This window comes from Clavibacter sp. AC415, assembly GCF_979252985.1.
In genome coordinates, this window is sequence record NZ_CEEDAR010000017.1 from 49,893 (window position 1) to 75,584 (window position 25,692).

General features: G+C 67.6%; 29 protein-coding genes. 13 read left to right on the forward strand and 16 right to left on the reverse strand.

Annotated elements, in window-relative coordinates:
- Window positions 1–48 precede the first annotated feature (48 nt).
- Window positions 49–618: a uracil-DNA glycosylase family protein gene (locus ACZ411_RS09520; protein WP_243575065.1), complete on the reverse strand. Its 570-nt coding sequence runs from the start codon at window positions 616–618 to the stop codon at window positions 49–51.
- A gap of 18 nt (window positions 619–636) precedes the next feature.
- Entirely contained in the window at window positions 637–1,803 is a 1,167-nt protein-coding gene (locus tag ACZ411_RS09525; protein WP_228504368.1) for a TDT family transporter, read from the reverse strand.
- 69 nt (window positions 1,804–1,872) lie between these two features.
- On the opposite strand from ACZ411_RS09525, the gene ACZ411_RS09530 reads away from it, so the two are divergent.
- A complete protein-coding gene (locus ACZ411_RS09530) occupies window positions 1,873–2,799 on the forward strand; it encodes a LysR family transcriptional regulator (RefSeq protein WP_194676209.1) in 927 nt (308 codons plus the stop codon).
- Here ACZ411_RS09530 and eno read toward each other — a convergent pair.
- From eno to ACZ411_RS09560, 6 genes are all read right to left on the reverse strand, one after another.
- Entirely contained in the window at window positions 2,784–4,118 is a 1,335-nt protein-coding gene (eno, locus tag ACZ411_RS09535) for a phosphopyruvate hydratase (RefSeq protein WP_243575064.1), read from the reverse strand. The two genes, ACZ411_RS09530 and eno, sit on opposite strands and share 16 nt — an antisense overlap.
- A gap of 145 nt (window positions 4,119–4,263) precedes the next feature.
- Window positions 4,264–4,749 (reverse strand): inorganic diphosphatase, encoded by a 486-nt coding sequence (locus ACZ411_RS09540; protein WP_237582614.1) that lies wholly within the window; start codon window positions 4,747–4,749, stop codon window positions 4,264–4,266.
- Between the two features lie 26 nt (window positions 4,750–4,775).
- Window positions 4,776–5,147, reverse strand: a complete 372-nt coding sequence (locus ACZ411_RS09545; RefSeq protein ID WP_243575063.1) for a fluoride efflux transporter FluC — start codon at window positions 5,145–5,147, stop codon at window positions 4,776–4,778.
- Entirely contained in the window at window positions 5,144–5,554 is a 411-nt protein-coding gene (locus ACZ411_RS09550) for a CrcB family protein (protein WP_243575115.1), read from the reverse strand. Before ACZ411_RS09550 ends, ACZ411_RS09545 begins: the two co-directional genes overlap by 4 nt.
- A gap of 89 nt (window positions 5,555–5,643) precedes the next feature.
- Window positions 5,644–6,387, reverse strand: coding sequence for a 2,3-bisphosphoglycerate-dependent phosphoglycerate mutase (locus ACZ411_RS09555; protein ID WP_464170206.1), 744 nt, complete (start codon window positions 6,385–6,387; stop codon window positions 5,644–5,646).
- Window positions 6,384–6,890: a universal stress protein gene (locus ACZ411_RS09560; protein WP_237582567.1), complete on the reverse strand. Its 507-nt coding sequence runs from the start codon at window positions 6,888–6,890 to the stop codon at window positions 6,384–6,386. Before ACZ411_RS09560 ends, ACZ411_RS09555 begins: the two co-directional genes overlap by 4 nt.
- A 456-nt stretch (window positions 6,891–7,346) precedes the next feature.
- On the opposite strand from ACZ411_RS09560, the gene ACZ411_RS09565 reads away from it, so the two are divergent.
- The 5 genes from ACZ411_RS09565 (at window position 7,347) to ACZ411_RS09585 (ending at window position 10,897) form a co-directional block, all read left to right on the forward strand.
- Window positions 7,347–7,640 (forward strand): DUF4365 domain-containing protein, encoded by a 294-nt coding sequence (locus ACZ411_RS09565; RefSeq protein ID WP_464170209.1) that lies wholly within the window; start codon window positions 7,347–7,349, stop codon window positions 7,638–7,640.
- Entirely contained in the window at window positions 7,630–9,189 is a 1,560-nt protein-coding gene (locus ACZ411_RS09570) for a tetratricopeptide repeat protein (RefSeq protein WP_464170211.1), read from the forward strand. Before ACZ411_RS09565 ends, ACZ411_RS09570 begins: the two co-directional genes overlap by 11 nt.
- 303 nt (window positions 9,190–9,492) lie before the next feature.
- Window positions 9,493–9,741 (forward strand): hypothetical protein, encoded by a 249-nt coding sequence (locus ACZ411_RS09575; RefSeq protein WP_464170213.1) that lies wholly within the window; start codon window positions 9,493–9,495, stop codon window positions 9,739–9,741.
- A gap of 4 nt (window positions 9,742–9,745) precedes the next feature.
- The gene (locus tag ACZ411_RS09580) at window positions 9,746–10,432 is read left to right on the forward strand and encodes an SOS response-associated peptidase (RefSeq protein WP_464170215.1); all 687 of its coding nucleotides are present in this window, start codon (window positions 9,746–9,748) and stop codon (window positions 10,430–10,432) included.
- Window positions 10,433–10,549: 117 nt separating this feature from the next.
- Window positions 10,550–10,897 carry a histone-like nucleoid-structuring protein Lsr2 gene (locus tag ACZ411_RS09585; RefSeq protein WP_243575114.1) on the forward strand — a complete coding sequence of 116 codons (348 nt, stop codon included), beginning with the start codon at window positions 10,550–10,552 and terminating at the stop codon, window positions 10,895–10,897.
- 61 nt (window positions 10,898–10,958) lie between these two features.
- Here ACZ411_RS09585 and ACZ411_RS09590 read toward each other — a convergent pair whose 3' ends face one another.
- Window positions 10,959–12,191 (reverse strand): MFS transporter, encoded by a 1,233-nt coding sequence (locus tag ACZ411_RS09590; protein ID WP_464170217.1) that lies wholly within the window; start codon window positions 12,189–12,191, stop codon window positions 10,959–10,961.
- A gap of 432 nt (window positions 12,192–12,623) precedes the next feature.
- On the opposite strand from ACZ411_RS09590, the gene ACZ411_RS09595 reads away from it, so the two are divergent.
- Window positions 12,624–12,872 (forward strand): heavy-metal-associated domain-containing protein, encoded by a 249-nt coding sequence (locus ACZ411_RS09595; RefSeq protein WP_243575112.1) that lies wholly within the window; start codon window positions 12,624–12,626, stop codon window positions 12,870–12,872.
- Between the two features lie 40 nt (window positions 12,873–12,912).
- On the forward strand, window positions 12,913–13,875 hold the full coding sequence (locus ACZ411_RS09600; protein WP_464170220.1) for a F510_1955 family glycosylhydrolase: 963 nt from the start codon (window positions 12,913–12,915) through the stop codon (window positions 13,873–13,875).
- A gap of 37 nt (window positions 13,876–13,912) precedes the next feature.
- Here the strand turns inward: ACZ411_RS09600 and ACZ411_RS09605 are convergent, their stop codons facing one another.
- The 4 genes from ACZ411_RS09605 to ACZ411_RS09620 all read right to left on the reverse strand — a co-directional run bounded on the left by ACZ411_RS09605 (window position 13,913) and on the right by ACZ411_RS09620 (window position 17,496).
- Window positions 13,913–15,304 carry a peptidoglycan DD-metalloendopeptidase family protein gene (locus ACZ411_RS09605; RefSeq protein ID WP_464170222.1) on the reverse strand — a complete coding sequence of 464 codons (1,392 nt, stop codon included), beginning with the start codon at window positions 15,302–15,304 and terminating at the stop codon, window positions 13,913–13,915.
- Window positions 15,280–16,233 (reverse strand): M23 family metallopeptidase, encoded by a 954-nt coding sequence (locus ACZ411_RS09610; RefSeq protein WP_464170224.1) that lies wholly within the window; start codon window positions 16,231–16,233, stop codon window positions 15,280–15,282. The genes ACZ411_RS09605 and ACZ411_RS09610 overlap by 25 nt, the downstream gene beginning before the upstream one ends.
- Window positions 16,234–16,324: 91 nt before the next feature.
- Complete coding sequence (locus tag ACZ411_RS09615; protein WP_464170226.1) at window positions 16,325–16,969, reverse strand: DUF305 domain-containing protein; 645 nt, start codon at window positions 16,967–16,969, stop codon at window positions 16,325–16,327.
- Between the two features lie 11 nt (window positions 16,970–16,980).
- On the reverse strand, window positions 16,981–17,496 hold the full coding sequence (locus ACZ411_RS09620; protein WP_464170228.1) for a hypothetical protein: 516 nt from the start codon (window positions 17,494–17,496) through the stop codon (window positions 16,981–16,983).
- Window positions 17,497–17,696: 200 nt separating this feature from the next.
- Between ACZ411_RS09620 and ACZ411_RS09625 the strand changes: the two genes are divergently transcribed.
- A complete protein-coding gene (locus ACZ411_RS09625; RefSeq protein WP_464170230.1) occupies window positions 17,697–19,820 on the forward strand; it encodes a heavy metal translocating P-type ATPase in 2,124 nt (707 codons plus the stop codon).
- An 88-nt stretch (window positions 19,821–19,908) separates the two neighbouring features.
- Here the strand turns inward: ACZ411_RS09625 and phoA are convergent, their stop codons facing one another.
- On the reverse strand, window positions 19,909–21,606 hold the full coding sequence (gene phoA / locus ACZ411_RS09630) for an alkaline phosphatase (RefSeq protein WP_464170232.1): 1,698 nt from the start codon (window positions 21,604–21,606) through the stop codon (window positions 19,909–19,911).
- A 208-nt stretch (window positions 21,607–21,814) separates the two neighbouring features.
- Here phoA and cmtR point away from each other — a divergent pair, with 208 nt between their 5' ends.
- On the forward strand, window positions 21,815–22,168 hold the full coding sequence (gene cmtR, locus ACZ411_RS09635) for a Cd(II)/Pb(II)-sensing metalloregulatory transcriptional regulator CmtR (RefSeq protein ID WP_303056914.1): 354 nt from the start codon (window positions 21,815–21,817) through the stop codon (window positions 22,166–22,168).
- Window positions 22,165–22,848 carry a cation diffusion facilitator family transporter gene (locus ACZ411_RS09640; RefSeq protein ID WP_303056913.1) on the forward strand — a complete coding sequence of 228 codons (684 nt, stop codon included), beginning with the start codon at window positions 22,165–22,167 and terminating at the stop codon, window positions 22,846–22,848. Before cmtR ends, ACZ411_RS09640 begins: the two co-directional genes overlap by 4 nt.
- Window positions 22,849–22,869: 21 nt before the next feature.
- Here the strand turns inward: ACZ411_RS09640 and ACZ411_RS09645 are convergent, their stop codons facing one another.
- Both ACZ411_RS09645 and ACZ411_RS09650 read right to left on the reverse strand, forming a co-directional pair.
- On the reverse strand, window positions 22,870–23,793 hold the full coding sequence (locus ACZ411_RS09645) for a cation diffusion facilitator family transporter (protein ID WP_303056912.1): 924 nt from the start codon (window positions 23,791–23,793) through the stop codon (window positions 22,870–22,872).
- Window position 23,794: 1 nt separating this feature from the next.
- Window positions 23,795–24,148: an ArsR/SmtB family transcription factor gene (locus tag ACZ411_RS09650; RefSeq protein WP_303056951.1), complete on the reverse strand. Its 354-nt coding sequence runs from the start codon at window positions 24,146–24,148 to the stop codon at window positions 23,795–23,797.
- A 161-nt stretch (window positions 24,149–24,309) separates the two neighbouring features.
- Here ACZ411_RS09650 and ACZ411_RS09655 point away from each other — a divergent pair, with 161 nt between their 5' ends.
- Both ACZ411_RS09655 and ACZ411_RS09660 read left to right on the forward strand, forming a co-directional pair.
- The gene (locus ACZ411_RS09655; protein ID WP_303056911.1) at window positions 24,310–24,717 is read left to right on the forward strand and encodes a hypothetical protein; all 408 of its coding nucleotides are present in this window, start codon (window positions 24,310–24,312) and stop codon (window positions 24,715–24,717) included.
- Between the two features lie 221 nt (window positions 24,718–24,938).
- A complete protein-coding gene (locus tag ACZ411_RS09660) occupies window positions 24,939–25,613 on the forward strand; it encodes a DsbA family protein (RefSeq protein WP_464170237.1) in 675 nt (224 codons plus the stop codon).
- The last annotated feature ends 79 nt before the right edge of the window (window positions 25,614–25,692 follow it).

Below are 25,692 nucleotides of genomic sequence, written 5' to 3' on the forward strand. Positions count from 1 at the left end.
TCACGACGACCGGTGCCGGCCGAGCCGCGGACGTCGCCTCCCGTGCCGTCAGTCTGCGACGCGCCGACCGGAACCGAGACGATCCGCCAGGCGGAGCGCGTTCACGGAGCGGAGATGCTGGTCGGCGCGGTGACGTCCGTTGGCCGGCGAGGGATGCGGTGCCCCGAGGACGGGGACGACGCGGGGATCATCGTGCAGGGTCAGGTAGCGCATGACCCCGTCGAGCGCCACGGTCCCGTAGGTGACGACGGCTTCGAGCGCGGGCAGCAGATCCAGCAGCTCACCGAGCGCGAGCCGGCCCTGCTCGATGTCCGTGGGGCGGACGCGGCCAGCAGGGATCTCCCACGGGATGAGGTTCCATCGGAGGTAGTGGTCGCGGGAGAGCCCGGACTCGATGCGGGCCGCCCGGAACGCGGCGGCGGTGGGCCCGAGGTTGTCCTCGCTGCAGACGGCAGCGGATCCCGCGGCGATCGTCCGAGGGCCAGGCGACTGCATCAGCACCAGGACGCGACTGGCGGTGCCGCCGGAGCGGGGATCGAAGCCCGGAACGAAGCGTCCGGTCGCGTCCGCGGTACTCCGCCAGGTCTCGGCGAGGGCGTTCAGGGTCCGGACATCCACGATGGTCGTCGATCCCGGTCAGGCCGCTCGCGGTGGTGCGAGCAGGGTGCCGCGGATCACGGAACCGTGGAAGGTGCGGGCGGCGACGACGATCCACGCGGCGACCAGGCCGACGTAGTAGAGCACGGCGAGGCCGGCGACGACCGTGAGACCGGAGTGCAGGGCGAGCCCGTTCAGTCCGGTGACGCAGGTGCCGACGGGGAACGTGAACGACCACCAGGTCAGGCTGAACGGCAGGTGCTCGCGGGCGGTGCGGACGGTGATGGCGAGGGCGATGACGGTCCAGAGCAGCGCGAAGCCGAGCATCGCGAACCCGTACACCAGCGCCACGACCACCAGCGCACGCGCCGTGCCGGCGTCGACGACTGTGGGCGCGTTCGATGCGAGGAGGTTCACCGCCGTGATCGACTGTCCGACCGGACCGAGGACGATCCACAGCGTCGGCACCATCCCCGCTGCTCCGACCTTGTGCTGCGCGAGCCGGTTCCAGATCAGGGTGATCACCACCAGTGACGTGATCAGGCTGAGGCCGAAGAAGCCGTAGCAGGACCACAGGAGCGTCTCCCGCGCCTGTCCGGCGGGCGTGTACGGCAGCAGCAGGGCGCCGGTGGAGGCGGACACCATCGGCGGGACGATGGGCATCAGCCAGCCGCCGAACGCGGAGTCGGGCTTGTTCTCGTGGCGGGTGAACGCCAGGTACGGCACGAGGACTGCTGTGAGCAGTCCGCCGATGGTGCCGATGGTCCACAGGACCCAGTCGATGGTCACGGCGGCGGGCAGGCCGATCCAGTCCTTGCCGAGCAGGAGCGTCCCGGCGCCGACGGTGAGGAACGCCATCGGCGGGGCGCCGTAGAAGTGGGAGATGACCGGGTTGAGGTGGTGCCCGGCTGCGGTGCTCCGGTAGCGGATCCAGTGCAGCACCGTCGCGACCGTGAGGGCGACGAGGAGCACCGCGGCGATCGCCCACACGACCGTCGCCGCGATGCGCAGTCCGGGGAACTGGAGTGGCAATGACGCAGCTGCGACGGCGATGATCCCCGTGCCCATGATCGATGCGAACCAGTTCGGTGTGAGGTTCGACACGATCAGGCCTGGCCGCTCCAGATCGCGGAACAACGCCGTCTGCGGCCGTTGGAGCAGTTGGCTGCCGTACGCGTGTGCGGGGTCGGTGCGAAGTGCGGTCATGGGTCGAGCCTGCGCGCATCCTGTTCCTGGCGGTACTGGGTTCCTCTTGATAGGGCACAATCGTCGGTTGTGGCACAACGGCGACTCACGGACCGAACGCTCGACCTCGACACGCTCGACGTGCTCGCACGCGTCGCCGAGACCGGCTCCCTCTCCGCCGCCGCTGGAGAACTCGGCGTCACGCAACAGGCGGTGTCTGCTCGGATCCGGGTCGCGGAACGCATGATCGGTCATTCGCTGGTGCACCGCTCGGCCACGGGGTCGGTGCTGACCGAGACCGGTCGGCTCGTCGTCGGGCTGGCCGGACCGCTCCTCGATGCGTCTCGTCGCCTCGAGGCAGGAGTGGCTGCGTTGCGGGCTCCCACGGGTTCGCTCGTCGTCGCGGCGTCACAGACGATCGCGGAGCTGCTGCTGCCGGGCTGGCTGCTCGAGTTCCGACGCCGTGAACCCGACGTGCGCGTGCGTCTGATCGCGGGCAACTCCGCCGCGGTGACGGACCTCGTGCAGTCGGGTGGCGCGGACCTCGGGTTCACGGAGACCCCGGTGGTGGCGGCAGGCGTGTCCGCGCAGGTGATCGCGGACGACGAGCTCGCGGTCGTCGTCGCTCCGGACCATCCCTGGGCCCGGTCGACCGGGATTACTGCGGAGGTCCTGTCGGCGGCGGCTCTGCTCCTGCGGGAAGAAGGCTCCGGGACTCGCGCGACCCTCGCCGCATGGCTCAGGGAGGCCGGTCGGGACATGACGGTCCCGGCCGCGGTGCTGGAGACCACGAGCATCATCCGGGCGAACGCGCAGGCCGGGATCGCACCGGCGGTGATGAGCCTCCGCACGGTCGCCGCCGACATCGACACGGGGTCGCTGGTGAGGGTCCCGCTCTCTGGGCCGCCACTTGCCCGGCCGTTGCGGGCGATCTGGTCGGGAGAGCTCCAGCCAGCTGGTTCTGCTTTCCTGCGCGTCGCCCACGAGGTGGCCGGTCGGGGTCAGCACAGCCCGTAGGGCAGCTCCGGATCGTCCTCCGCGATCTCGGTGAGCCGGTTGTACTTCGCGACGCGTTCTCCGCGGGCGGGGGCGCCGGACTTGATCTGTCCGGTTCCGGTGCCGACGACGAGGTCCGCGATGAACGTGTCGGTGGTCTCCCCGGACCGGTGCGACACCATGCTCCGCATCCCGAGCGAGCGTGCGACGCCGATCGCGTCGAGGGTCTGGGAGACGGTGCCGATCTGGTTCGGCTTGATGAGCGCTGCGTTCGAGAGCCCGTCCTTCCCGCCGTCGCGGATGCGCTGCGGATCGGTGACGTAGAGATCATCGCCGACGATCTGGAGCATGTCGCCGAGCGCGGACGACATCGCCTTCCAGCCGCCGTGGTCATCTTCGGAGAAGCCGTCTTCGATGCTCCGGATCGGATACCGGCTGATGAGGTCGCGGTAGTAGTCGACCATGCCTGCTCGGTCGAAACGGCGGTCCACGACCCGGTAGCTGCCGTCACCGAGCGCGAACTCGTTCGCCGCCGGGTCGAGTGCGATCGCGACGGTGTCCACGCCGGGCTCGTAGCCAGCGGCGCTGATCGCGGCGACGAGGAGGTCGAGGGCCTCCTCGGGCGCGGCGATCGACGGGGCGAAGCCGCCTTCGTCCCCGAGACCGAGACTGCCGAACCGTTCCCGGACCAGTGCCGCCAGTGCGTGGTAGACGTCCGACCCGATCCGAACCGCGTCGGTCATGGTCTCGGCGTTCACCGGGGCGATCATGAACTCCTGGAAGTCGAGCGCGTTCGCTGCGTGCGCTCCGCCGTTGAGCACGTTGAAGTGCGGGACGGGCAGGCGAGGCGTGCTGCCGGTGACGTCTGCGATCCAACGCCAGAGCGGCAGCTCCGCTGCGGCGGCGAGAGCGCGTGCCATCGCGATCGAGGTCGCGACGACACTGTTCGCGCCGAGCCGGCGGTAGTTCGCGGTGCCGTCGAGGGCAGCGAGGGCGGCGTCGGCCTGCCCGATCGAGGTCCACGACTGGCCGGTGATCATCGGTGCGACGTCCGCCGTGATGAGGTGCAGTGCCTGGCTCACGTCGCGGCCGCCGTAGCTGCTGCCGCCGTCGCGAAGCTCGACAGCCTCATGCGCGCCAGTGGATGCGCCTGCGGGGGCGTCACCGGTGACGACGATGCCGTCCTCGAGCTCGAGACGCACCTGGATCGTCGGGTAGCCGCGGGAGTCGAGGATCCGGGAGCCGTGCAGGCTGCTGATGGTGACGGGGCGGCTCGTGTGGGTCACGTACTCGCCCTGATGGTGGGTGGTGTGGTGGACGTTGCTGATGTAGTCGTTCATGGCGGTTGTCGCCTTTCGGGTTGGTCGTGCGGGTGTGGGCCGCGGGGAGGCGGAGGGACGACCTCCTGGCGATCACTGGGCGCCAGTTGCCTCCCCACGGCGGTTCAGGGCGCGCACTGGATGGTGTCGGGTGCGCGGGTGCCGGTCAGGGGTGCGGGGTGAATCGTTCCTGTGCGGAGCGGATGATGGCTTCGGCGTCGACACGGTTCCCCCACCCGTTGGTGGTGACGTGCTTGCCGTGCTCGATCTCCTTGTAGTGGGAGAAGAAGTGCTCGATCTCCGCCAGGACCGGCTCGGCGACGTCGGAGATGTCCTGGACGTGGTCGAAGCGGACGTCTCCGGCGGGGACGGTGAGGATCTTGTCATCGCCGCCGTTCTCGTCGACCATGCGGAGCATCCCGACCGGGCGGACGTCGATGACGACGCCGGGGAACGTGGGCCGGGGCAGCAGCACGAGCGCGTCGAGGGGGTCGCCGTCATCGCCGAGAGTGTCGTCGATCGAGCCGTAATCCTGCGGGAACACCATGCTGGTGAACACCGCCCGGTCCAGGCGGATCCGTCCGGTGGCGTGGTCGACCTCGTACTTGTTGCCGCTGCCGCGGGGGATCTCGATCGTGATGTCGAAGTGCATGAGCTTCTCTTCTCCCAGTCGGATGGTCAAGTGAGGGTGCCGAGGGTGACGCCCCCGGCGGCTGCGGCGACAGAGACGACAAGCATCCCGAGCCCGTTCACGGCAGCCGCGGTGGTGCGGCCGGTGCGTGCGAGGCGGACGGTCTCGAAGCTGGCGGTGCTGAACGTGGTGTAGCCACCCATGAGCCCTGTTCCGACCACTGCGACGGGGGTAGCGCCGAGGTGACCGGCGGCGCCGGTGATCAAGCCCAGCAGGAACGAGCCGGTGATGTTGATCGTCAGCGTCCCGACCGGGAGCCGGAACTGCCGACCCCGGTTGATCGCACCATCCACGAAGAACCGTGCGGCCGCGCCGACACCGCCAGCGACAGCGACGCCGAGGAAGGCCAGGGCGCTCATGATGTGGCTCCGTTCGGTCGGACCAAGCCCGCGATCGCGAGGCCGCTACCGGTGGCGATCGCGCCGGCGAGGACCGTCAGGAGCCCGTACCCGGTGCCGACCAACCCGCGGCCGGCGAGGAACAACACCGCGGTGCTGGTCGCGAGGGTGCTGTAGGTGGTGAACCCGCCGAGGACACCGGTTCCCAGAAGCAGGCGCAGTGTCCGGCGGCGACCCTCGTCAGGTCCGCGATGCGCGAGGTGTTCCAGCAGCACACCGAGTAGGAGCGCCCCGGCGATGTTGATCCAGAAGATCGCCCAGGACACTCCGTGCTGAGCGGGGAACGCGGTGCTGAGTCCGTCGCGTGCGGCGGTACCGATGGCGCCGCCGAGTGCGACGACACCCAGGTACCGCCACCGCAGATGCACTGGCCGGGCGATGCGTTCCGGGTCATTGGCGTCGATGTCCGGGTCGGGCGGGAGCTGCCCATCGGGCAGGTCCGTGTCCGTTCGGGAGGTCATGTTCCACCTTCCGCAGCGACCGCTGCCGCTGCTGCTCGTGCTGCCGGATGCAGGTACCCCCCACCCCGCGGACAGAACCCACCGTCGCCGTCGAACCGGTAGATCAGGGGTTCGCCCGTGGGGAGGTTCAGGTCCGCGAGCTCACCGTCAGTCAGGCAGTCCATGCAGGCACACAGTGCCCGCAAAGAGTTGCCGTGCGCGACGACGAGCACTGTCTGCCCGTCGCGGAGTGCCGGGGTGACGCGGTCCGACAGGACGGGTTGGACCCGGCGGATGACGTCGGAAAGTGTCTCGGTTCGACGAACTGCCGCCCACGGCAGCCCACGAAGCGCCGGCGTCCGCCGGAGCGCCAGCCACGCGCGGATCGACATGCGTGGCGGCCGACCCGTGCGGGTCCGGCGAACAGCGAAGAACTGCTCCGCCCCCAACGCCAATTGCGCATTCTGCTTGGACATGCCGGTGAGGGCGCCGTAGTTCCGCTCGTTCAACCGCCACGTCGACTCGACCGGCGCATCACGTCCGACGACGTCGGTGACGAGCTCCGCCGTATGGAGCGCCCGCTCGAGCGTCGACGTGAGCACGAGGTCCGGTCGGATGCCCGCATGCAGAAGTAGCAACCCAGCCCGATTCGCTTCGGCGGTGCCCTGTTCGGTCAGCGCGACGTCTCGCAAGCCGGTGAAGGTGCCGGCAGCGTTCGCAGTGCTCTGTCCGTCGCGGAGCAGAACAAGCTGGCCGGTCACTGGGTGCCCCACGGCAGTGGGGCATCGAACCCGACCGGATCAACGGGCACTACGAGCACTAAACGGTGCTGTCGATGGGTCAGCCGTGCCGCGACCGACCCCGTGAAGAACTCCGCGATTCGACCCGCTCCCGTCCTGGCCCCGACGACCAGCATCGCCGCGTCGCGGTCTTCGGCCACCTGCGACAGAGCCCGGCTCGGATCCCCAACACCCGGAACGAACGTGACGTCGACGCCGTAGGTCGTTGCGGCGGCACGTACTGCCGCCTCGTCACTGTCCGACAAGCCCTGCGGTGTCGTGTCAGCGGTATCAGGGTCGAGCGATTCCACCATCACCGACCCGTCCGAGCGCGTACCGGCATCGATGAGCGACGCATCCACGCTGACGCACACCAGCGTCGTACCGAAGCGCCGCGCGATAGACGCCGCAACCTCGATCACCCCCGGCGCGAGGCCGGGTAGGACACCGACGACGACCGGGCCGGTACCGATTGATGCTGTCATGACACTCCCTACCTCAGGCGCGCAGAAGCGCGACCAGCTGAGATAGGGACTGTTGTCGACAACTGTCGAGGTTGGGTCCGGCAAGCCCCACTGCCGGGTCCGAAGACATCGCCAGTATGCACCCGAACCCCCAAGTCAGGGAGCCGTCTCGCGCACCCGTGACGTCCAGACACCGAAGGAAGCGATTCCGACGACACGGAGCGAAGCTGCCCACATCTCACGCGCCCAGAAGTGCCAGCGCTCCGAGCTCGACTCGCGAGACGTCTCGCAACCCAAGCCTTGCGAGAAACCATCCTTGGCCCACCTGGCGGGTGGGAGACCAGCAAGGACCAGTGGCCGCCCCACATTGACGCGCTATCGACTCGAGTCTCGTGCCAACGGCCGTCCGAACTTCGACTTTGCGACGCCCGCGGCGTCGAACTTCTACAGCATGAAACCGGCGTGTACGGTCGGGACATGGCTCAGAAGCTCCCTAAGCGCACGAAACAGCACCGACGCGATGACCGAACACAACGCGTATGGGCGTTCGTACTGCCGAACGCATGGACTTACGCACCGACGGAGCAGCGCGAATACGGAATCGATGGTCGAGTTGAATTATTCGATGGCGATGATACAACGGGCCTAATATTTAACGTACAGCTAAAAGGTACAGATAAGACCTCGGAGTCGACAGCGCCCCCCATAAAAACTACGACTCGGAACTACTGGAAGTCTCTTGACCTGCCAAACACTAGTTGTGCTTGTTGATGCGAGCGAAAACGTTCACTATGAATGGGCGCACAAGCTAGATGTTTATGGAAGACGGGAAAACGCCGCCAAGTATGCTTTTGAGTTGCCCAATACTTGGGACGGGGCTTCCGTTGCTGCAATTGAACGCGAAGTAAAGGCCTCGCGGGCCGCAAAAAATCTTCATCGCAACTTGCCCGTTTTATGGACGCTTAATGTGGACCCTGACCTGTCCGACCCCTGGACGCGCCGCTTGAAAGTAACCACCGAGCGCCTACTGGGACAGCACAGGGAGTTGACACGCAAGCCCAGCGAGGCAAACGAATCGTCTTTGGCCATAGACGTTTTGACGACTGATGTATCAGTGCGCCTTGGTGGTATGCCAGGTGGCGTACTTCATTACGGTAGCTCGCTTAAAGTGTTTGACCCTGAGTCAATAGCAGTAGATATTGCACTTGCTGTGTCGGAGGAGCTAGGCAGGGTCGGATTAAAAACTGACAAAATCCTTCTGACCCGGAATGCCATAAGTGCTAGCGCGATGCTCGGTGCGGACCCCGACTTCACCATCCGAGTTGCCGAACATATCGTAAAATATCGCGACGCCGACCTAGCGACAGCACTGGTCGAGACGGTCTATCTCGATGAAGCACGACCGGCCGGAATTATAGCAATGTTGCCACTGATCAGGGATTCCATGCGCTTTGAGCTTGTCGCCTTATCGCACATCACTCAGCTAATTGAAAAGCACGCCGCTACCCAATCAGCAGACGAAGCGGCCGCCTCGTATCTCTACAACGCTGGTCAACTCATAATGCAAGCGGACCCGAGCCGCGGTCTTGCTCTTCATGTGGCGGCGGCAGAAAGGGACGAACTTTATCTGGGTCGCGCTTATTGGTGGCGCGAGCGGGGCACCATGCTGTTTGAGGCAGGGCGCCACGCCGAAGCCGCACTGGCGTACAAAGTTGCTGTTGACTTGCATGACATGCGGGCAGTACCGCTCCTGGCGGACACATATGCGTTCATGGGGCGCTACGCGGAAGCCGTATCAACCTGGGACGACATGCGCGACGTGGTTCGATTCATCTGGGTCCTTAAAATGTATGCCGTCGATCACATTTGCGATATCTTAAGCCTGCCCGAGCAAAAGCGAAACATACTAGAAGCGGACACTCTGGTAGAAACCGGGGCGAACGGATTGACAATCTTGGAGACCGACGCCCTCAACTGGCAGGGGCTTTGGCGCGCCGCTCGTGAACGCCTAGAAGCAAAGGAACCGGGGCACGCCTTCCTTTACGTTGCGGCGGCGTGTTTTGCACGGACCCTGCCCGTTATTTGGTTTGAAGCCATTCTCGCTGTCAATGCGGAGATGGAAGACAATAAGGAACGGACGGAACTGTCTCAGATGATATTAACGGCCGCAGTGCAGGAGACCGGCGATGCGTTCCGTCAGTTCATACTTGAGGACGATCGGGTACCACATGAATGGAGAAAGTTAGCAGACCTAGCCGAGGATGTCGAGGATACAAAAGAACCCTTCATTGTGCGACACAACGGAGAAGCGTTCATTTAAGGCAGTTTTAATTGTTCCGTCGCTTCAATGCCTCGCCCTTGTTGTTGACGGCACTATCGCCTCGTGTCGGTACCCAAGCCATCGCTTCAAACGGGACACCGACATACTGCCCAGGCTCGAGTTCGTACATAGCGCGGGCACCACCGCAGTCGGGCTCGCCACGGGGAAGAACCAGTCGGAGCTCAAGATGTCTCCGCAGCCAAAGGACGTCTCGCTAGACAAGCCGCACTACATGAGGAGCCAAGACACCACGAACTACTCCTGAAGGGTGTCTCGCAGCACAGTCAGTGGGATCGTTGCTGCATGTTCCAGCTGCAGAACCTTCCCCGCACCGCCCGAGTGAAGAACGCGATGGTCTGGTTCGGGCTCGCCGTGTTCTTCCTCGGCTTCGCCGGAGAGCGCACCTACGCCGCGTTCACGGCCGGCGGCGGCGTCCTGGCCGGCTGGGTCATCCTCCTCGCCGCCGCGGCGCTCATGATCGCCCTCGGCACGATCGAGGCCGTGCGCCTGCGCCTCCTAGCGCGCGGCGGCGGGCGAATGAGACGAGGCTGAGCGCATGTGTGGACGCTTCGTCGTGACCCGGGCCTCCGGAGACCTGCTGCCCGACCTGCTGGATGCGTTCGATCCGCTGCGGGATGACTTCAACGTAGCGCCGACCCGCGACGTGTCCCTCGTGCGTGAGCGCGACGGGGAGCGGTCGATGCCGGCCGTCCACTGGGGGTACGTGCCCGGGTGGGCGAAGGACTTCACGAAGCAGCGGCCGCAACCGATCAACGCACGCATCGAGACCGTCTCGACGTCGCCCATGTTCCGCAAGTCGTTCGCGACGGCCCGCGCGATCATCCCGGCGGCCGGCTACTACGAGTGGGTGGTGACCGAGACGGGCAAGCAACCGCACTTCATCCACCAGCCGGACGCCGCGATCGCGATGGCCGGCATCGTCTCCGCCTGGCCGGATCCGACCAAGGGGGAGGACGACCCGGACAAGTGGCGCCTCTCGATGGCGATCATCACCCGCGACGCCCACGTGGCGCCGGGCGAGGTCCACGACCGGATGCCGGCTTGCCTCACGCCGGACGCCTACGACGACTGGCTCGGAGATCACCTGCCAGCGGAGGATCTGCTCAAGCTCCTGGACCGGGAGTCGCACCAGGTCGCGCACGACCTGGAGCACTACGAGGTGTCCCGGGACGTGAACAGTGTGCGAAACAACCGGCCCGATCTCATCGGGCCACTCCCCTAACTCAAACCGAATGACACACCGCGGCAAATGGCAATGTACTAGCGGAATCCTCTCCTGCATGTATTGTGAGATTTAGCGCATCAATATCGCGTTGAATCCGTAAGGGGAGGACATTAGATGGCCCGCAAAGTGATCACCACGCTCGTTGACGACATCAACGGCGAGCCCATCGAAGAGGGCCAGGGCGAGACCGTCCCCTTCGCGCTCGATGGCGTGAACTATGAGATTGACCTCAGCGACGACAACGCCGCCAAGCTGCGGACCGCCCTCGAGGAGTACACCGAGAAGGGCCGTCGCGTCGGCCGCGCGACGGCCGGTAAGGCCGTTCCGCGCCGCTCCTCGAGCTCAGGCCCGAAGGAGGACCTCAGCGCTGCCCGCGAGTGGCTCCGCGCCAACGGTCACGAGGTCTCCGAGCGCGGCCGCATCGCCGCGTCCCTGCTCGAGGAGTACCGCGCGAACAGCTAGCGCCAGCAGGACACAGGAGAGGGCCGACCCGTCACGGGTCGGCCCTCTCGTCATTGGTGGCTCAGCCGGCGGCCGGCGCCGGTGCCAGCTGGCGGATGGTCCGCGGGAGCAGGAGCCCGCCGGCGAGAATCACGGCCGCCGACGTAGCGCACGCGGCCTGCCACGGGACGGCGTCGTAGAAGATCCCCGCGGCGAAGCTGCCGAGGGCCGCGGCGAGGAGCGTAGTGGCCTCGTAGAGGCCCAGCGCGCGGCCGATGCGGGCGGGGCCGGCGGCCTCGGTGAGGGCGGCCTGCTCGATCGGCAGGATCGCGGCCAGCGCCAGCGCCGAGAGCACCCAGAGGACGGCGATCGTCACGGGATCCCGGGCGAGCGCGAGCCCGCGGGCAAACGCGGCGCCGGCGATGGCCGCGGCCACGAGAACGGGCGTGCGTCCGAACCAGACCGTGAGCCGGTGCAGGTGGGGAGGCGCGACCGCGAGGGCGATCCCGCCCGGGAGCGACACCCACGCGATCGCGAGCGGTCCGAGGCCGAGCTCGCGCTGCAGGTGGAGCACCAGGAGCAGCCCGATCGCGGCCTCCGCGGTTCCGATGACCGTCACCACGGCCAGGACCGGGCGGAGCCGGCGCGCGAGCTCGCGCACGACGGCGCCGCCGGCGTCGACGCCGGCGCCGACGGGCGGCGCCGCTCGAGGGGCGTCGACGTCGCCACTCCCCCGCGTCGACGCCCGGCGCCTGCTCGACGCGAGGAGCGCGGCGGCGAGGAGCGCGCACGCCGCGGCCGCGGTGAAGGTCGGCGCGTAGCCGGCGGCCGCGAGGAGCGCGATCGCCGGCGCGAGGACGACCCACGATCCCAGCTCCTCGGCTGACATCAGCCGGGAGAACGCCCGCGGGTCCACCTGATGCCGGGCGCCGGCGGTCGCCCGCAGCGCGACCCACAGGAACGCCCCGCCGGCCCGGGACACAAGCACGCCCGTGAGGACGACGGAGAAGGCGTCAGCGGTGGCGACGAGCGCGTAGCCGGCGCCGAGCACAAGCGCGGATGCCGCGGCGATGGTGTGCCGGTCGTACCTGTCCGCCGCGATGCCCCCGAGCGGGCGGAGGAGGAACGACGTCGCGAGCCCCGCGGCGAGGAGCGCGCCAGTCTGCGCGGCCGTGAGCCCGAGGACAGCGCCAGCGAACAGGGGCAAGGCGAAGTCGATGACCTGTCCGGCGCCGCTCAACAGCGTCACGCTCGACAGGAACCGCCGGGAGAAGCTCTGCTCGGCGGGCTGAGAGGCGGTCGCACTGGTCGTCATGCTCGGGCACTGTACCGCCACCGCCTGTCGCCCTCGATGTGGAGGAGGCCGGGACGGTGAGGCGTCTATAGCGTCTTGGCATATCACCGCGGCAGGGAGCCAGTGGCTCCCCTGAACACGGCGCACGTATTGTCGGCCGGGCTCGGATCGATGCTCGGCGTCACCACACGGCCAGTCCGATAGGGGATGGCTTTCGAGACCAATCCTGATGCACTGCGTGTCAATGTCGGACGCCCTGACTCCGCGACGAGCCCATGACCCTTCGGGCCTAGCAACAGGCGCATGCTCAGCCTGGTGATACCCCCCGGGGGTACATTTGGAAGCATCCGTAAGCCAAGACTTGGAGACCCTGTGACTACGCCAAGCCGTCCCACTTTGCTGCCAATGGCATCGACGCCGTGCGCCTGCTGCGCTCCAACTGGAGCGACTGCCATGGTGACGGCGCCGACCGCGGAACCGGCGAGCACTGCAGAGTTCGGAGTTGCCGGAATGACCTGCTCCCACTGCGTCGCCAGCGTGATCGAAGCGGTCACCGCAATCGACGGTGTCGTCGACGCTCGTGTCGACCTGGTCGTCGGCGGAACATCGCGAGTGCAGATCAGCAGCGACCGCCCCTTGAGCGAGGACACAGTCAAGGCTGCCGTCGCTGAGGCTGGCTACACGCTCGAGCCCCTGCGCTGACTCCTGCCTCTTGTCCAGGTGCAGAGAAACGACGGACCCGATGAACTCGCTACGTCCCCCGTTGGCGACCGGTGTGGTGAGGCCGTTCGGCCGCCGCATCGCGGTGGCTGGGTGGGGCGTGGCCACACTGCTTGCTCTGGCCGGCTGCACTGCTGGTACGCCTAGCGCGACAGCGGAGTTGGAGCACGTGCACGGCTTGGATTACGACCCGGCAACCGGCCGCACCTACGCAGCAGCGCACTCCGGTCTATGGCTGATCCCCACCGACACGCTCGCCGAGTACGGCACCACCACCCCTGCCACGGACACCACGGAGGACGGGCCCCTGGGCGGTGTCGCTCAGGACACGATGGGCTTCACCGTCTCCGCTGCCGCAGAGGGCACACTGTTCGCCTCAGGACATCCGGATCCCGCCGCGTCCGAGACGTTGGAGCAGCCGAACCTCGGGCTGATCCGCAGCATCGACTACGGCGCCACATGGGAGCGCGTGTCGCTGCGTGGTGACACTGACTTCCATGACCTTGCCACCGCGTCGCTACCGGGCGGGCAAACACGCATCTACGGCTACGACTCCGGCCGCGGTGTGATTCGCATCAGCGACGACACGGGCGCCACCTGGGCCGACGGTGCATCCATCGCGCTTCGGGATCTCACCGTTGACGCCTCTGATCCGGACCGAGTGTTCGCCACTACAGCGGAGGGGCTCCTGGTGAGCACCGATGCGGGCCGCACCTTCACCACGGTGCCCGAAGCCCCGGCACTGTACCTACTTGACGCGGTGCCGAATGATGCGGGCGGCGGCCTCGTCGGGGTAGCTACTGATGGCCGGATCTGGACGTCAACCGCAGAGCTGGAGTGGTCCGAGCACGGATCTACCGCCGGAGCGGCAGAAGCCTTCAGCTACGTCGAAGGCCAGACCCCCTGGGTCCTGGCCTTCGACGATCGCGGTGTCGTCGCGAGCTCCGACTTAGGTCAAACCTGGACCGTGCTGCGCCCCCGGTAACCGAACCCGGCAGGGCGGCGGCACCGCAAGCTGCGGCTTACGCCCCGCGTGAGCGCAGGAACGGCATGGGTGAGGTGGCGACGCCGCCCTGGCGGATCTCGAAATGCAGGTGGCAACCGGTGGACAGCCCAGCGTTGCCGACGGCTCCGATCCGCTGTCCCGCCTGGACGGTCTGCCCCGTGCGTACCATCACCCCATACGAGTACATCTGGCCGTACGCGCTCGTCACCCCGTTGCCGTGGTTCAAGGTGATCGCGTTGCCGAACCCGCTGGCTCCGCCCGCGAACTGAACCGTGCCGGCCGCTTCGGCGTAGATCGGTGTGCCGCAACCCGCCCCGAAGTCGTCGCCCGCGTGCAGCTTCCAGTAGCCGAGAATCGGATGCAGGCGCATGCCGTAGGACTGGTACGACCCGTAGCTCCGGATGGGCATCGTCCAGCCTGAGCTGGAGGTCTGACCGCCCGAGGACGGCGGTCGGGGCGCGTTCGCGGGAGGACGCCCCCCGACATTGGCCGCTGCCGCACGTGCTGCGGCAGCCGCACGAGCCTCTGCCTGCTTGCGGGCCTCTTCGGCGGCAGCCTCTTGGCGCTTCCGCTCGCCGATGGCGTAGCCCTCCTCGATGGAGATGCGCGAGTCGCGCAGCGTTGTGAGCTGCGCGGAGAGCTCGGCACTGCGCGCCCGCTGCTCCGCCAGCGCTTGATCCGCTCGAGCCTGCGCCTCGGATGCCTCTTGCAGCGCCGCCTCGGCAGTAGCGGCCAGCCCGGTGAGCTCATCCTTCGCGACAGCGGCCTGCTTGCCGAGCGATTTCGCTGACTTGGCCGCGGTGACGGCGCTGGCGAACGCGGTGTCCTGACGGTCGGCGAGCTTGCTCGCGGTACCCATCTGCCGGAGGAGTCCTTCGGCTTCGTCGCCGCTGGTGAACAGGCGGAGGCTGACGTCGCCCCGTCCGCTGCGGCGGGAGAGCTGGGCCACGAACTGACCCACGCGCTGCTGTGCCTCGTCGGCCTCGGTCTGCGCGTTCTCGGCCTTGCCCTGGAGCGCTTCGAGCTTCCCGGTCGCCTCATCGACAGCGTCGATCGCGGCCTGGTGCTCGTCAGCGCGCTGGAGCGCGATCGCGTTCGCTTCTTCGACCTCGGACGCCAGGCCGTCGATGAGCGAGGTGATGCGGGTGACCTGATCGGCCGTGGCCTGCTCGTTGCCGCGTGCCGCCTGTACCTCGGACCACGTCGGGTACTCCTCGGCGGCCTGCGCCGAAGGAATACCGAGGCCAAGGAGGAGGCCGATCGCTGTCAGCAGGGCGGCGATGCGGACGCCCGCGGCGGACCGGGCCGGGCGTCCGAATACGCCCGTCCCAGCCCACTGCACTCCCCCGGCAGGACAGAGGTCACCGGTCACCTGTAGATGCATCAGCGCACGTTGGTGCTCAGCCACGCGTAGGGATCGAATCGCTTGGTCCCGTAGGCGAGTTCGAAGTGCAGGTGCGGGCCGGTGCTGGCGCCGGTGGTACCGACACGTCCGACCGGAGTGCCTGCTTCGACGACCTGCCCCGCGCGCAGCGGCACGGATCCGAACTGCATGTGCGCGTACGTGCTGCTGATGCGCGTCCCGTCGATCTCGTGGTCGATGACGACGTGCACGCCGAGGCCGGTGTTGGAGCTCACGACCTGCCGGACGACTCCTGCCGCGATGGACTGGATGGCAGCGCCGTTCCCGGGGTCGAAGTCCAGGCCCTGGTGGTACGAGGAGCATCCCGAGCACGGGGACACCCGCGGTCCGAAGCCACTAGAAAGTCGCAGTGACGAGGGGATGGGCCAGCGCACGTCGGTGCCGGCCGGGACGGCAGTCGAGAGCGCGGCGCTGGTGCTGGCGCCGGACGGGGTGGTACTGAGCGTCTGCACGGGCACCACAGGCGGCGGCGGCGGAGGCGGCGGCAGCGTGACGGAGAAGCCCTGTTCCGCGGTGACGGTGTAGTTCGCGCCGTCGACCTGCAACGTCTGGACCTCGCCGGTGGCGGGGTTCTGGTACGTCACGGCGCCGCCGGTCACATCGTCCGGGACCGCGTAGGCGGGCAGGCCGTAGGTGACGGCGATCGCGCCGGCGGCGAGCATCGCGCCGATGGCGGTCTTCCACGGGCTGGCACCCGTGCGGGGCGCGCGTGCGGTCTGTGTCGTGGTGGTGTGCTGGATGGTGCGGGCCCGGCGGCGGGCTTCCTGCTGCCACGTCAGGGTGCGGCGGAAATCACTGGGAAGCAGGTCGGGGCGTTCGAACGTGGAGCGCCGGGTGGCCGTAGGGCGTGCCGGCCGGGTTACGCGGGTCGACCGGTTCAGCCGGTTGCGCAATGCGGGTGTTTCGTGGTGCACGAGTGCCTTTCATGGGGCACGCAGGCGTGACGGCATTACGGGTGATGCCGTCACGCTGCGGGAGGAAGGGGAACGAACAGAAGAGGGCGCGTTAGGACGTCTGGAGCGCGCGCATGCGGGAGATTTCGTCTTCCTGCGTGGCGACGGTGTCCTCTGCCATCTCGATGGCGTCTGGGTTCTGGCCGTCCTCGATCTCGGTCTTGGCCATCTCGATGGCGCCGGTGTGGTGCTCGATCATCTGGCTGAGGAACAGCTGCTCAGCTTCGGCGCCCTCGGCCGTGTCGAGCTCCTGCATGTCGGAGTCGGACATCATGCCGTCCATGCTGTGGTCCATGCCGGACATCTCCTCGATGCCCCACTCGTCCGACCAGGCGCTCAGCTGCTCGATCTCGGGCGCCTGAGCTTCCTTGATCTCGGTGGCCAGGGCCGTGATCTCGTCGCTGATGCCGGCCTTGGCGAGTAGTGCGTCGCTCATCTCGATGGCCTGCTCGTGGTGCGGGCGCATCATCTGCACGAACATCTTGTCCGCGTCGTTCACGTTGCTGGTTCCGCTCTCGGCTTCGGCGGAGGTGCTGCTCTCGGGGGTTGCTCCGGTGTCGCTGGCGGCGCAGCCGGTAAGCGTCAGCGCGGCCGCGAGGGCGATGCCGGCGCGAAGGAGCGGGGTGGTGTTCTTCATCGTCTGTCTGGTCCTGTTCATGCAATCGGGATGGCAGGGCCGGATCCGTGCAGCGCGCATGGCGCCACAGATCAGCCCGGGTCTCGGGTCGATGCAGAACAGATCAGATGCGGAAGACGGACAGCGCCGCATGCGTCGGCGGGGACGGCAGCCATGCCACGTCCCGGGCGACGCGGAAGAAGTCGACGACCAAGCGGGTCATCGTCATGGGGAGCTCGTCGGAGTGCTCGGAGGATGGCGATGCCGAGAGCGGCGAGGAGCATGAGGGTGGCGGATGCCACCAGGACCACGCCGCCGAGCATGCCGACGGAGGTGAGGGCGGAAGCGGGCGCTTCGGCCACGAATGCAGGCACTACCTCAGCGTCTGCACGACTGTCGGCCACACCGTGACCGGTGCCGGCTGCGTGCAAGTCGTCGGCTGCATGCAGGTGAGGTGTGCCCAGGGACTCGCCCCAGCCCTGCGCGGTCGGGCTCATCACGACGAGGCCCACGACGACTGCGATCAAGGCCACGAGCTTCACCAGCAACCCGAGGAACGGGGTGCCCGAGAGGCGTTCATGGAGGGTCGGAGTCGACACGGTGACCATGCGAACTCCTTCCCTCTGCCGTTGGTTCTCGGCGTACGTTACCCGATCGTGACGCGAACACCACACGAGAGCGATGTGTTCACACCCTCCTACCTGCTAGTTGTCACGACTCTAGCTTCACGCCCAAGCGACACAGCCAGCGTTCTAGGCGGTACCCCTAGGAGGTATACATATACCCCCGGGGGTATAAGTTCGGTGGCATGAACGATCGTCGATCTGACTCTTCTCACACCCGGGCGCAGCACCAGCATCAGCACGAAACTCCGGTGACGTCGGGCGATCACCACGCGCACGCTGCTGCTGACGGTGGCGCCTCGCACGAGCACCACGGCACAATGAGCGGCCTCGGCCATGCGGGGCATGGCGGTGGGCACGGGGATCACGTGGCGCAGTTCCGGCGGCTGTTCTGGATCATGCTGATCCTCGCGATCCCGGTCGTCGGCGCCAGTGGGATGTTCGCGATGATCCTCGGCTACACACTCCCCGACGTCGCCGCTCTCGGCTGGGTCTCGCCCGTGCTCGGGACCCTGATGTACCTCTGGGGCGGCCGACCGTTCCTCACGGGTGCCGTCAGTGAGCTGAAGAGTCGCCGTCCGGGGATGATGCTGCTGATCGCGTTGGCGATCACTGTCGCGTTCCTCGCCTCGTGGGGGGCGAGCCTCGGACTGTTGGATCATGAGCTCGACTTCTGGTGGGAGCTCGCGCTGCTGATCGTGATCATGCTGCTGGGGCACTGGATCGAGATGCGCTCGCTCGCGCAGACCTCCTCGGCGCTGGAGTCCCTCGCGGCACTGCTTCCGGATGAGGCCGAACGCGTTGACGGCGATGACGTCGTGACGATCGCGCCGTCCGAGCTCCGCGTGGGCGACGTGGTCATCGTCCGTCCTGGTGGGCGGATCCCCGCTGATGGCCTGATCGTGCAGGGAACGGCCGATGTGGATGAGTCGATGATCACCGGTGAGTCCCAGCCGGTGTCTCGAGCGCCGGGAGCCCGGGTGGTCGCCGGCACCGTCGCGACCGACACCGCGATCCGCGTCCAGGTCACCGCGATCGGTGACGACACAGCGCTGGCGGGGATCCAGCGCCTCGTGACCGAGGCGCAGAGCTCCACTTCACGCGCGCAGCGTCTCGCCGACACCGCCGCCGGATGGCTGTTCTGGTTCGCCCTCGGCGCCGGGATCCTCACCGCGATCGCCTGGACGCTACTTGGCCGGCCCGAGGACGCGGTGATCCGCACCATCACGGTCCTGGTCATCGCCTGCCCGCACGCGCTCGGTCTCGCGATCCCGCTGGTGGTGTCCATCGCCACCGAGCGCGCCGCCAAGGCCGGGATCCTGATCAAGGACCGCCTCGCGCTGGAGACCATGCGCACCGTGGACACCGTCCTGTTCGACAAGACCGGCACCCTCACCAAGGGCGAGCCAACCGTCGTGGACGTGCTCGTCGCCGGCCGCCGTGATGCGGACGGTGTCCTGGCCATCGCGGCCGCCGTCGAAGCTGACAGCGAGCACCCGCTTGCCCGCGCCATCGTTGCCGCCGCCGCCCGGCGTGACCTCGCCGTCCCCCGGGCAAGGGAATTCCAGGCATCCACTGCGGTCGGCGTCACCGCACAGGTAGACGCCGCAACGGTCAGCGTCGGTGGCCCCGCGATGCTCGACTCGCACCACGCGACCCCGCTGGACGGGACGAAGCAGTGGGTGCAGGAGGGCCGGATCATCCTCCACGTCCTCGAGGACGGAGACGTGATCGGTGCGATCGCTCTCGCAGACGAAGTGCGTGAGGAATCCCGGCACGCGGTCCGAGCCCTGCACGAGGCAGGCGTGCAGGTCGTCATGATCACCGGCGACGCGGAAGCTGTCGCGCACACCGTCGGTACGGAGCTCGGCATCGACCGGGTCTTCGCCGGAGTCCGACCACAGGACAAAGCCGCGAAGGTCCGCGAGCTCCAAGACGAGGGCCGGAAGGTCGCGATGGTCGGTGACGGCGTGAACGACGCCCCCGCCCTTGCAAAGGCGGACGTCGGCATCGCGATCGGTGCCGGCACCGATGTGGCCATCGCGTCCGCGGGCGTGATCCTCGCCTCCGACGACCCGCGATCCGTGCTGTCCGTGATGGAGCTCTCCCGTGCGAGCTACCGGAAGATGAAGCAGAACCTCTGGTGGGCTGCCGGCTACAACCTCATCTCCGTCCCCCTCGCCGCAGGCGTTCTCGCGCCGATCGGGTTCGTGATGCCCATGTCCATCGGCGCGCTGCTGATGAGCGCATCCACCATCGTCGTCGCCCTCAACGCCCAGCTCCTGCGTCGGCTCGACCTGAGGCCGTAACTGGGCGCTGCCGTAGTTGCGGCCGGACAAAGGGGCGCCTCCTGAGGTCGAAACCCGAGGAGACGCCCCTTTGTGCTGTCATGGTGTCCTAGCGGACGGTGACCTTCGCGGTGACGACCTTGCCGGTCTGCACGCCGGTGAGGGTGAGCGTGAGCGGGCCGCTGGTGGTCGGCGCCGTGAAGGGGATGGTGACCTTGCCGTCGATGACGTCGAAGGTGCCGACGAGCTCACCGGTGGAGGTGGTGAGCGTCACCTGGCGGTCGCCGGCGAACCGGTTGCCGGTGATCGTGATCTTCTCGCCCTGGTCGGGGCGGAAGTCGCTGGAGACGACCGAGGCGCCCTTGCTGAGGTTCGCCGTGTTCCGGTCGAGTCGCAGCGTGTTCGCCATGGTGAAGAAGGTGTCGGTCTGGTCGGCGAGGCCGACCACGTTCGCCGCGCCGGGGCCGAAGGCCGCGACGCGGACCTGGCTGCCGGTGTGCTGCTGCGAGCCGCCGAGGGCGGCGGTGCCGTAGGACAGCTTCATGATCCCGCCCTCGAGGGTGCGGACCGCTGCGCTGAGCGAGGTGGGGGGCGTGTTGTCCACGATCTGGCTGGAGTGCGCGTGGTCGGCCGTGACGATGACGAGCGTGTTGCCGTCCTTCTTCGCGAACGCCATCGCGGACTGGACGGCCTCGTCGAGGTCGAGCGTCTCGCCGATCTGGCCGCAGGGGTTCGCGGCGTGGTCCTGCTTGTCGATGCTGGCGCCCTCGACCTGGAGGAAGAAGCCCTTGCCGTTCTTGTTCGTGTCCAGCAGCGAGATCGCCTTGTCGGTCAGCTTCGCCAGCGACAGGTCGCTGCTCAGGCGGGCCGGGTTCGGCGTGCAGTCGACGGGAGCGAGGTCGGCGCCGCCGACGGTCGCGGGGGTAGGCGCGAAGCGGGTGGGGAAGTTGCCGGGCGTGAACAGGCCGAGGACGGGCTTCGTCTGGTCGGCGGTCTTCACGCCGTTCAGGCCCGCGGCGTCCTGGACGACCTGGTAGCCGCGCTGGGTGGCCTGGTTGAATAGGGTCTGGCCCTGGTACTGGCCGGCCTTCGCGGTCTGGGTGAAGCTCGCCGAGCCGCCGCCGAGGGTGACGTCGGGGCGGGTGTTCAGCAGCTGCTCGCTGATGGAGCCGAGGCCGCCGTTGATGAGGGCGTTGTCGCCGCAGGATGCGGAGTCGGGGCCGTAGCAGGAGCGGCTGTCGACGTGAGCGACCTGGACGGCGGGGGTGGCGTCCTGGATCTCGGCGGTGCTGACATCGCCGGTGCGCAGACCGTTGGCCTTCGCGATCTCGGTGAGGGTCGCCTGCGGCTTCCCGTCGATGTCGACGCTGATCGCGCCGTCGTAGGTCTTGGTGCCGGTGGCCCAGCCGCTGCCGGTCGCGGCGGAGTCCGGCACGTAGTCCGGCTTGCCCTTCTCGTCACCGTCCTTCTCCAGCGAGTACGTCGTGTACTGGCCCGTCAGGGGCGGAGCGTCCAGGCCCGGGAGGCGGCCGGCGGCGCCGTACTGGTAGTTCCGGGCGATGGTGATCTCGGAGTCGCCCATCCCGTCACCGATGAGGAGGATGACGTTCTTCGCTCCCGAGTTCTTGATCTCGTTACGGATCTGGGAGGTCTGGTCGGTGCCGCCGAGGCGGGCAGCGCCGCCGTTCTGCGAGAGGGCCATGCCGGCGGCGAACGCGCCGGCCGGGAGCAGGATCGTCGCGGCGACAGCGGCCGCGGCGATCGGGAGGACGCGGCGACGCGCCTTCGGGGAGGGGGAAAGCTTCATGTGAGTGCTGGTCTCCTAAGAAGCACCCCCGGGGTGGGGTGCACCTCAGGCTCCGCTGTGAAAACGCCGGGTCAGGCAAACACGAGGCGACCAGGCGGCAAACTTCGTTGCCACCGGTCAACTTCTTACTGTGCGACGAGATGTGGCGGCCGCAACATCGCCCCCAGAGGTGTCACAAATAGGTCACCGCCTGCTGTATGGTCAGCGCATGCTGACTCTTGCCTCACGCGTGGACGTGATGAACCGGCTCGGCCGGGCGATGGCTGATCCCACCCGGTCCCGGATCCTGCTGCACCTGCTCGAAGGGCCGGGGTATCCGAGCAAGCTCGCTGACGAGCTCGATCTCACCCGCTCGAATGTGTCGAACCACCTCACCTGCCTCCGCGGCTGCGGCATCGTCGTCGCTGTGCCCGAGGGCCGCTCGACCCGGTATGAGATCGCGGACGCGCACCTCACCCGCGCGCTGACGGCGCTGGTCGATGTCGTGCTCGCCGTCGATGACGGTGTGCCTTGCACGGATGAGAGCTGCGACATTCCGCTGTGCTGTGAGGTGACCGCGTGAGCGCGACGACCACGCGCCCTGCGCTTCTCGCCCCCGAACGGCGGCTCGTCCTCCAGCGCCGCATCCGCTGGATCGTCGCCGCGACGATTACCTACAACGTCATCGAAGCGATTATCGCGATCACCGCCGGGACGGTAGCGTCCTCCACCGCGTTGATCGGGTTCGGGTTGGACTCCATCGTCGAGGTGCTCTCCGCAGCCGCAATCGCCTGGCAGTTCGCCGCCCCCGATCCGGAGAAGCGGGAACGCGTGGCGCTTCGTGTCATCGCCGTCTCCTTCTTCGGCCTCGCGGCGTACGTGAGCGTCGACGCGGTCCTCGCGCTGACCGGCATCCGAGAGCCCGACCACTCCCCCGTCGGGATCGTCCTCGCCGCGGTGAGTCTGGCGATCATGCCGTTCCTCAGCCTCCTGGAGCGGCGCACCGGTACCGAGCTCGGCTCCGCGTCCGCGATCGCTGACTCGAAGCAGACCCTGATCTGCAGCTATCTCTCCGCGGCCGTGCTCCTCGGGCTCGTGCTGAACCTCGCCTTCGGGTGGGCATGGGCCGACCCGGTCGCGGGGCTCGTGATCGTGGTCTTCGCCGTCCGCGAGGGCCTGGAAGCTTGGCGCGGGGACGCCTGCAAGACGCCGGTGTCGGCCCTGACGAGTGAGCGCGAAGTAGCTGCCTGCGACTGCTGCTGACCCACGCATCAGCACCTCGCGTCAGGCGTGGGTGTGGTGCTCGTGTTGGGTGTGCCGAGCAGGTTCCAGCTGGAACGTGGAGTGCTCGACGCTGATCGAGAAGTGCTCCGCGACGCACCTCTGGAGGTCGTCTAGGATCTCTGGCGCGTGACCGTCCTGGAAGCAGGATTCCTCGACGGTCACGTGAGCGCTGAGAATCGGCAGCCCGGTCGCGACGAGGGATGCGTGCAGATCGTGCACGCCGGACACGTGCGGGAGCTCGAGGATGTGGCGCCGAACGTCATCCAGGTCCAGGCCCTTCGGCGTGGACTCCATCAGGACACCTGTGGTCTCGCGCAGCAGGCTGATGGTCCGCGGGATGATCAAGACACTGATCAGCATTCCTGCGAGGGCGTCGGCCTGCCCCCACCCGGTGGTCATGATGATGATGGCGCTGGCGATGACCGCGACGCTGCCGAGCGCATCGTTGACGACCTCGAGGAATGCCGCTCGCATGTTCATGTTCGCGGACCGGCCGGCGGTCAGGACGGTGATCGACGCGATGTTGCCGAGCAGCCCGATGATGCCGAAGATCAGCAGCTCGGCTGAGGGCACGGCGGGCGGTTCCACCAGCCGCCGGAGGCCTTCGATGAGAGCGAACAGCCCGACCGCGAGCAGGACCGCCGCTTGAGCGGTCGCGGCCAGCACCTCGGCGCGCTGGAACCCCCAGGTGCGCCGTGACGTCGCCGGGCGGCGCATCAGGTTCGCAGCCAGGAGCGCCATGAACAGGCCGCCGGCGTCGGTGAGCATGTGGGCGGCGTCCACCAGCAGCGAGAGGCTGCCGGTGATGACGGACCCGATGATCTCCGCGATCAGGATCGTGGAGGTGATCCCGAAGGCGATCGCGAGCCGCGTCCGTTGGGTGTCGCCGCCGCCGCTTGCGGCGTGGTCGTGTCCTGCGCCCATGTCACTGCCCTTCGTGGTGGTGCCGGATGACGCCGCCGACGGAGTGCTCGGCTTGGAAGATCGCGTCCTGAACGAGCTTGCTGGCGTGATCGTTCGCGAGCCGGTAGAAGACCCGGTTGCCGTCCTGGCGCGTGGAGACCATGCGTGCCATCCGGAGCTTTGCGAGGTGCTGGGAGACGGCAGTCGGGGACTTGTCGACGAGGTCTGCGAGGTGGTTCACGGACAGCTCCTCCTCGCCGAGCGCGAGGATCATTCGCACTCGTGTCGCGTCCGCCAGCATCGAGAAGACCTCCACGGCGACCTCCACGAATGCGTCATCGCGGTGCTGTCCTTGTTCCTGCGTATCTTCCTGCATGCGAAGATAGTGACAGAGGGGTGGCTCGCTGTCCATCGGCTCCACGGAATGGTCAGCTAGGGCTGTACCCCGTTCGTTACCCTGGACTTGCTTGAGCTGACCTACATGACTGCACGGCGGAAGGAGACAGGGTGCCTGTTCGCCTTTCGTCGACCTCGCGCATGCGGTTCACGATCGAGCTCTGGACGGTTCTCCTGTCGGTGACGGCCGCGCTGCTTGTCGCGGTGATCGGTCTGCACGCGCTGACGGATGACACCATCGACACCGCCGCGGCCGCCACGCTCACGAGCACCGCGACCACGCTCAGCATTCCGGCCAGCGACACGGAGGACGCGCTCATCGCGACGTCGACCATGGCCGCCGTCGCCGATGCGGGGGATGTGTTGACCTGCGGGTTGCTCGCGCTGCTGTGCGTTGCTGCCCTTGCGGCGATTCTCATCCGTGTGCGCGGCGGCGCCGCCCTGGCGTTATCTGCGGGTGGACCCACCCCACCGGCCCCGCCGCTGCTCGCGTTTCGTAACCGGCAGGTCTTCGCCGGCTTGACCGCTCTGAGCATCGCCCGCATCTAGAAGCCCTCGGCCCTTCGGCTCGCCGTCGGCACCAGCACGCTTGTCCTCCCTCTCTCCGGGGACGCCTCACAGCAATGGTCGGGTCTCACCTAGCTGGCTGCCCGCACGAGGCCTGAGCGACATCGCTCCCGCGCTCCTGCTGCCATGCGCCCTTCCGGGCGTGTGCTGCCGGCGCCCTTCAATCTCTTCTCCCTCATCGACTTCACACAAGGACTTCCCTCATGCTCAAAAAGCAGCTCATCGCCGCGGTGATCGTCATCGTGGCCATCGTCGGCGTCCTCATCGCCGTCATTGCCTCCAACAACACCCGCACCGATACCCCGCAAGCCATGACTGCGGACCCCACCGTCGCACCATCCACCGCGGAGCTTGTCCGCGAGGACACCCGCTACCTGGATGAGGTCGGCGAGGACGCGATCACTGTGGTCGAGTTCCTCGACTTCGAGTGCGAGGCGTGCGCGGCGATGTACCCCTATGTCGAGCAGATGCGAGAGAAGTACGCCGGCCAGATCAACGTGGCCGTGCGGTACTTCCCCATCCCCTCCCACCGCAACTCCCAGAACGCCGCCGTCGCCGTCGAGGCCGCCGCCCAGCAGGGCCAGATGCAGGCCATGTACTCCCGCATGTACGAGACGCAGGCTGAGTGGGGCGAGAAGCAGACGCCCGAGATCGAGCGGTTCCGAGGCTTCGCCGAGGAGATCGGCCTGGACATGGCCAAGTTCGAGGCCACGGTCACCGATCCCGCGACCCTGGAGCGGGTCATCAGCGACCGCGCCGAAGGAACCGCGCTCGGTGTCACCGGCACCCCCACGTTCTTCGTCGACGGAAAGATGCTCGAGCTGACCGCGTTCGAGGACCTGGACATGGCCGTGCAGAGCGCACTGGACAATGGCTAACTCCAGCAAGCAGCGCCGCCGCCGGGAAGCAGCCGCCCAGGCGGCCGCCCCCACCCCCGCGCCCGCCGAGCTCACGGAA

Coding starts and splice junctions, on each gene's coding strand:
- ACZ411_RS09525 (WP_228504368.1), bottom strand. CDS start 1,803: ATGACCGCACTTCGCACCGACCCCGCACACGCGTACGGCAGCCAACTG.
- eno (WP_243575064.1), bottom strand. CDS start 4,118: ATGAACGACTACATCAGCAACGTCCACCACACCACCCACCATCAGGGC.
- ACZ411_RS09540 (WP_237582614.1), bottom strand. CDS start 4,749: ATGCACTTCGACATCACGATCGAGATCCCCCGCGGCAGCGGCAACAAG.
- ACZ411_RS09545 (WP_243575063.1), bottom strand. CDS start 5,147: ATGAGCGCCCTGGCCTTCCTCGGCGTCGCTGTCGCTGGCGGTGTCGGC.
- ACZ411_RS09560 (WP_237582567.1), bottom strand. CDS start 6,890: ATGACAGCATCAATCGGTACCGGCCCGGTCGTCGTCGGTGTCCTACCC.
- ACZ411_RS09565 (WP_464170209.1), top strand. CDS start 7,347: ATGGCTCAGAAGCTCCCTAAGCGCACGAAACAGCACCGACGCGATGAC.
- ACZ411_RS09575 (WP_464170213.1), top strand. CDS start 9,493: ATGTTCCAGCTGCAGAACCTTCCCCGCACCGCCCGAGTGAAGAACGCG.
- ACZ411_RS09580 (WP_464170215.1), top strand. CDS start 9,746: ATGTGTGGACGCTTCGTCGTGACCCGGGCCTCCGGAGACCTGCTGCCC.
- ACZ411_RS09585 (WP_243575114.1), top strand. CDS start 10,550: ATGGCCCGCAAAGTGATCACCACGCTCGTTGACGACATCAACGGCGAG.
- ACZ411_RS09590 (WP_464170217.1), bottom strand. CDS start 12,191: ATGACGACCAGTGCGACCGCCTCTCAGCCCGCCGAGCAGAGCTTCTCC.
- ACZ411_RS09595 (WP_243575112.1), top strand. CDS start 12,624: ATGGTGACGGCGCCGACCGCGGAACCGGCGAGCACTGCAGAGTTCGGA.
- ACZ411_RS09600 (WP_464170220.1), top strand. CDS start 12,913: ATGAACTCGCTACGTCCCCCGTTGGCGACCGGTGTGGTGAGGCCGTTC.
- ACZ411_RS09615 (WP_464170226.1), bottom strand. CDS start 16,969: ATGCGCGCTGCACGGATCCGGCCCTGCCATCCCGATTGCATGAACAGG.
- ACZ411_RS09620 (WP_464170228.1), bottom strand. CDS start 17,496: ATGGTCACCGTGTCGACTCCGACCCTCCATGAACGCCTCTCGGGCACC.
- ACZ411_RS09625 (WP_464170230.1), top strand. CDS start 17,697: ATGAACGATCGTCGATCTGACTCTTCTCACACCCGGGCGCAGCACCAG.
- phoA (WP_464170232.1), bottom strand. CDS start 21,606: ATGAAGCTTTCCCCCTCCCCGAAGGCGCGTCGCCGCGTCCTCCCGATC.
- cmtR (WP_303056914.1), top strand. CDS start 21,815: ATGCTGACTCTTGCCTCACGCGTGGACGTGATGAACCGGCTCGGCCGG.
- ACZ411_RS09645 (WP_303056912.1), bottom strand. CDS start 23,793: ATGGGCGCAGGACACGACCACGCCGCAAGCGGCGGCGGCGACACCCAA.
- ACZ411_RS09650 (WP_303056951.1), bottom strand. CDS start 24,148: ATGCAGGAAGATACGCAGGAACAAGGACAGCACCGCGATGACGCATTC.
- ACZ411_RS09655 (WP_303056911.1), top strand. CDS start 24,310: ATGCGGTTCACGATCGAGCTCTGGACGGTTCTCCTGTCGGTGACGGCC.
- ACZ411_RS09660 (WP_464170237.1), top strand. CDS start 24,939: ATGCTCAAAAAGCAGCTCATCGCCGCGGTGATCGTCATCGTGGCCATC.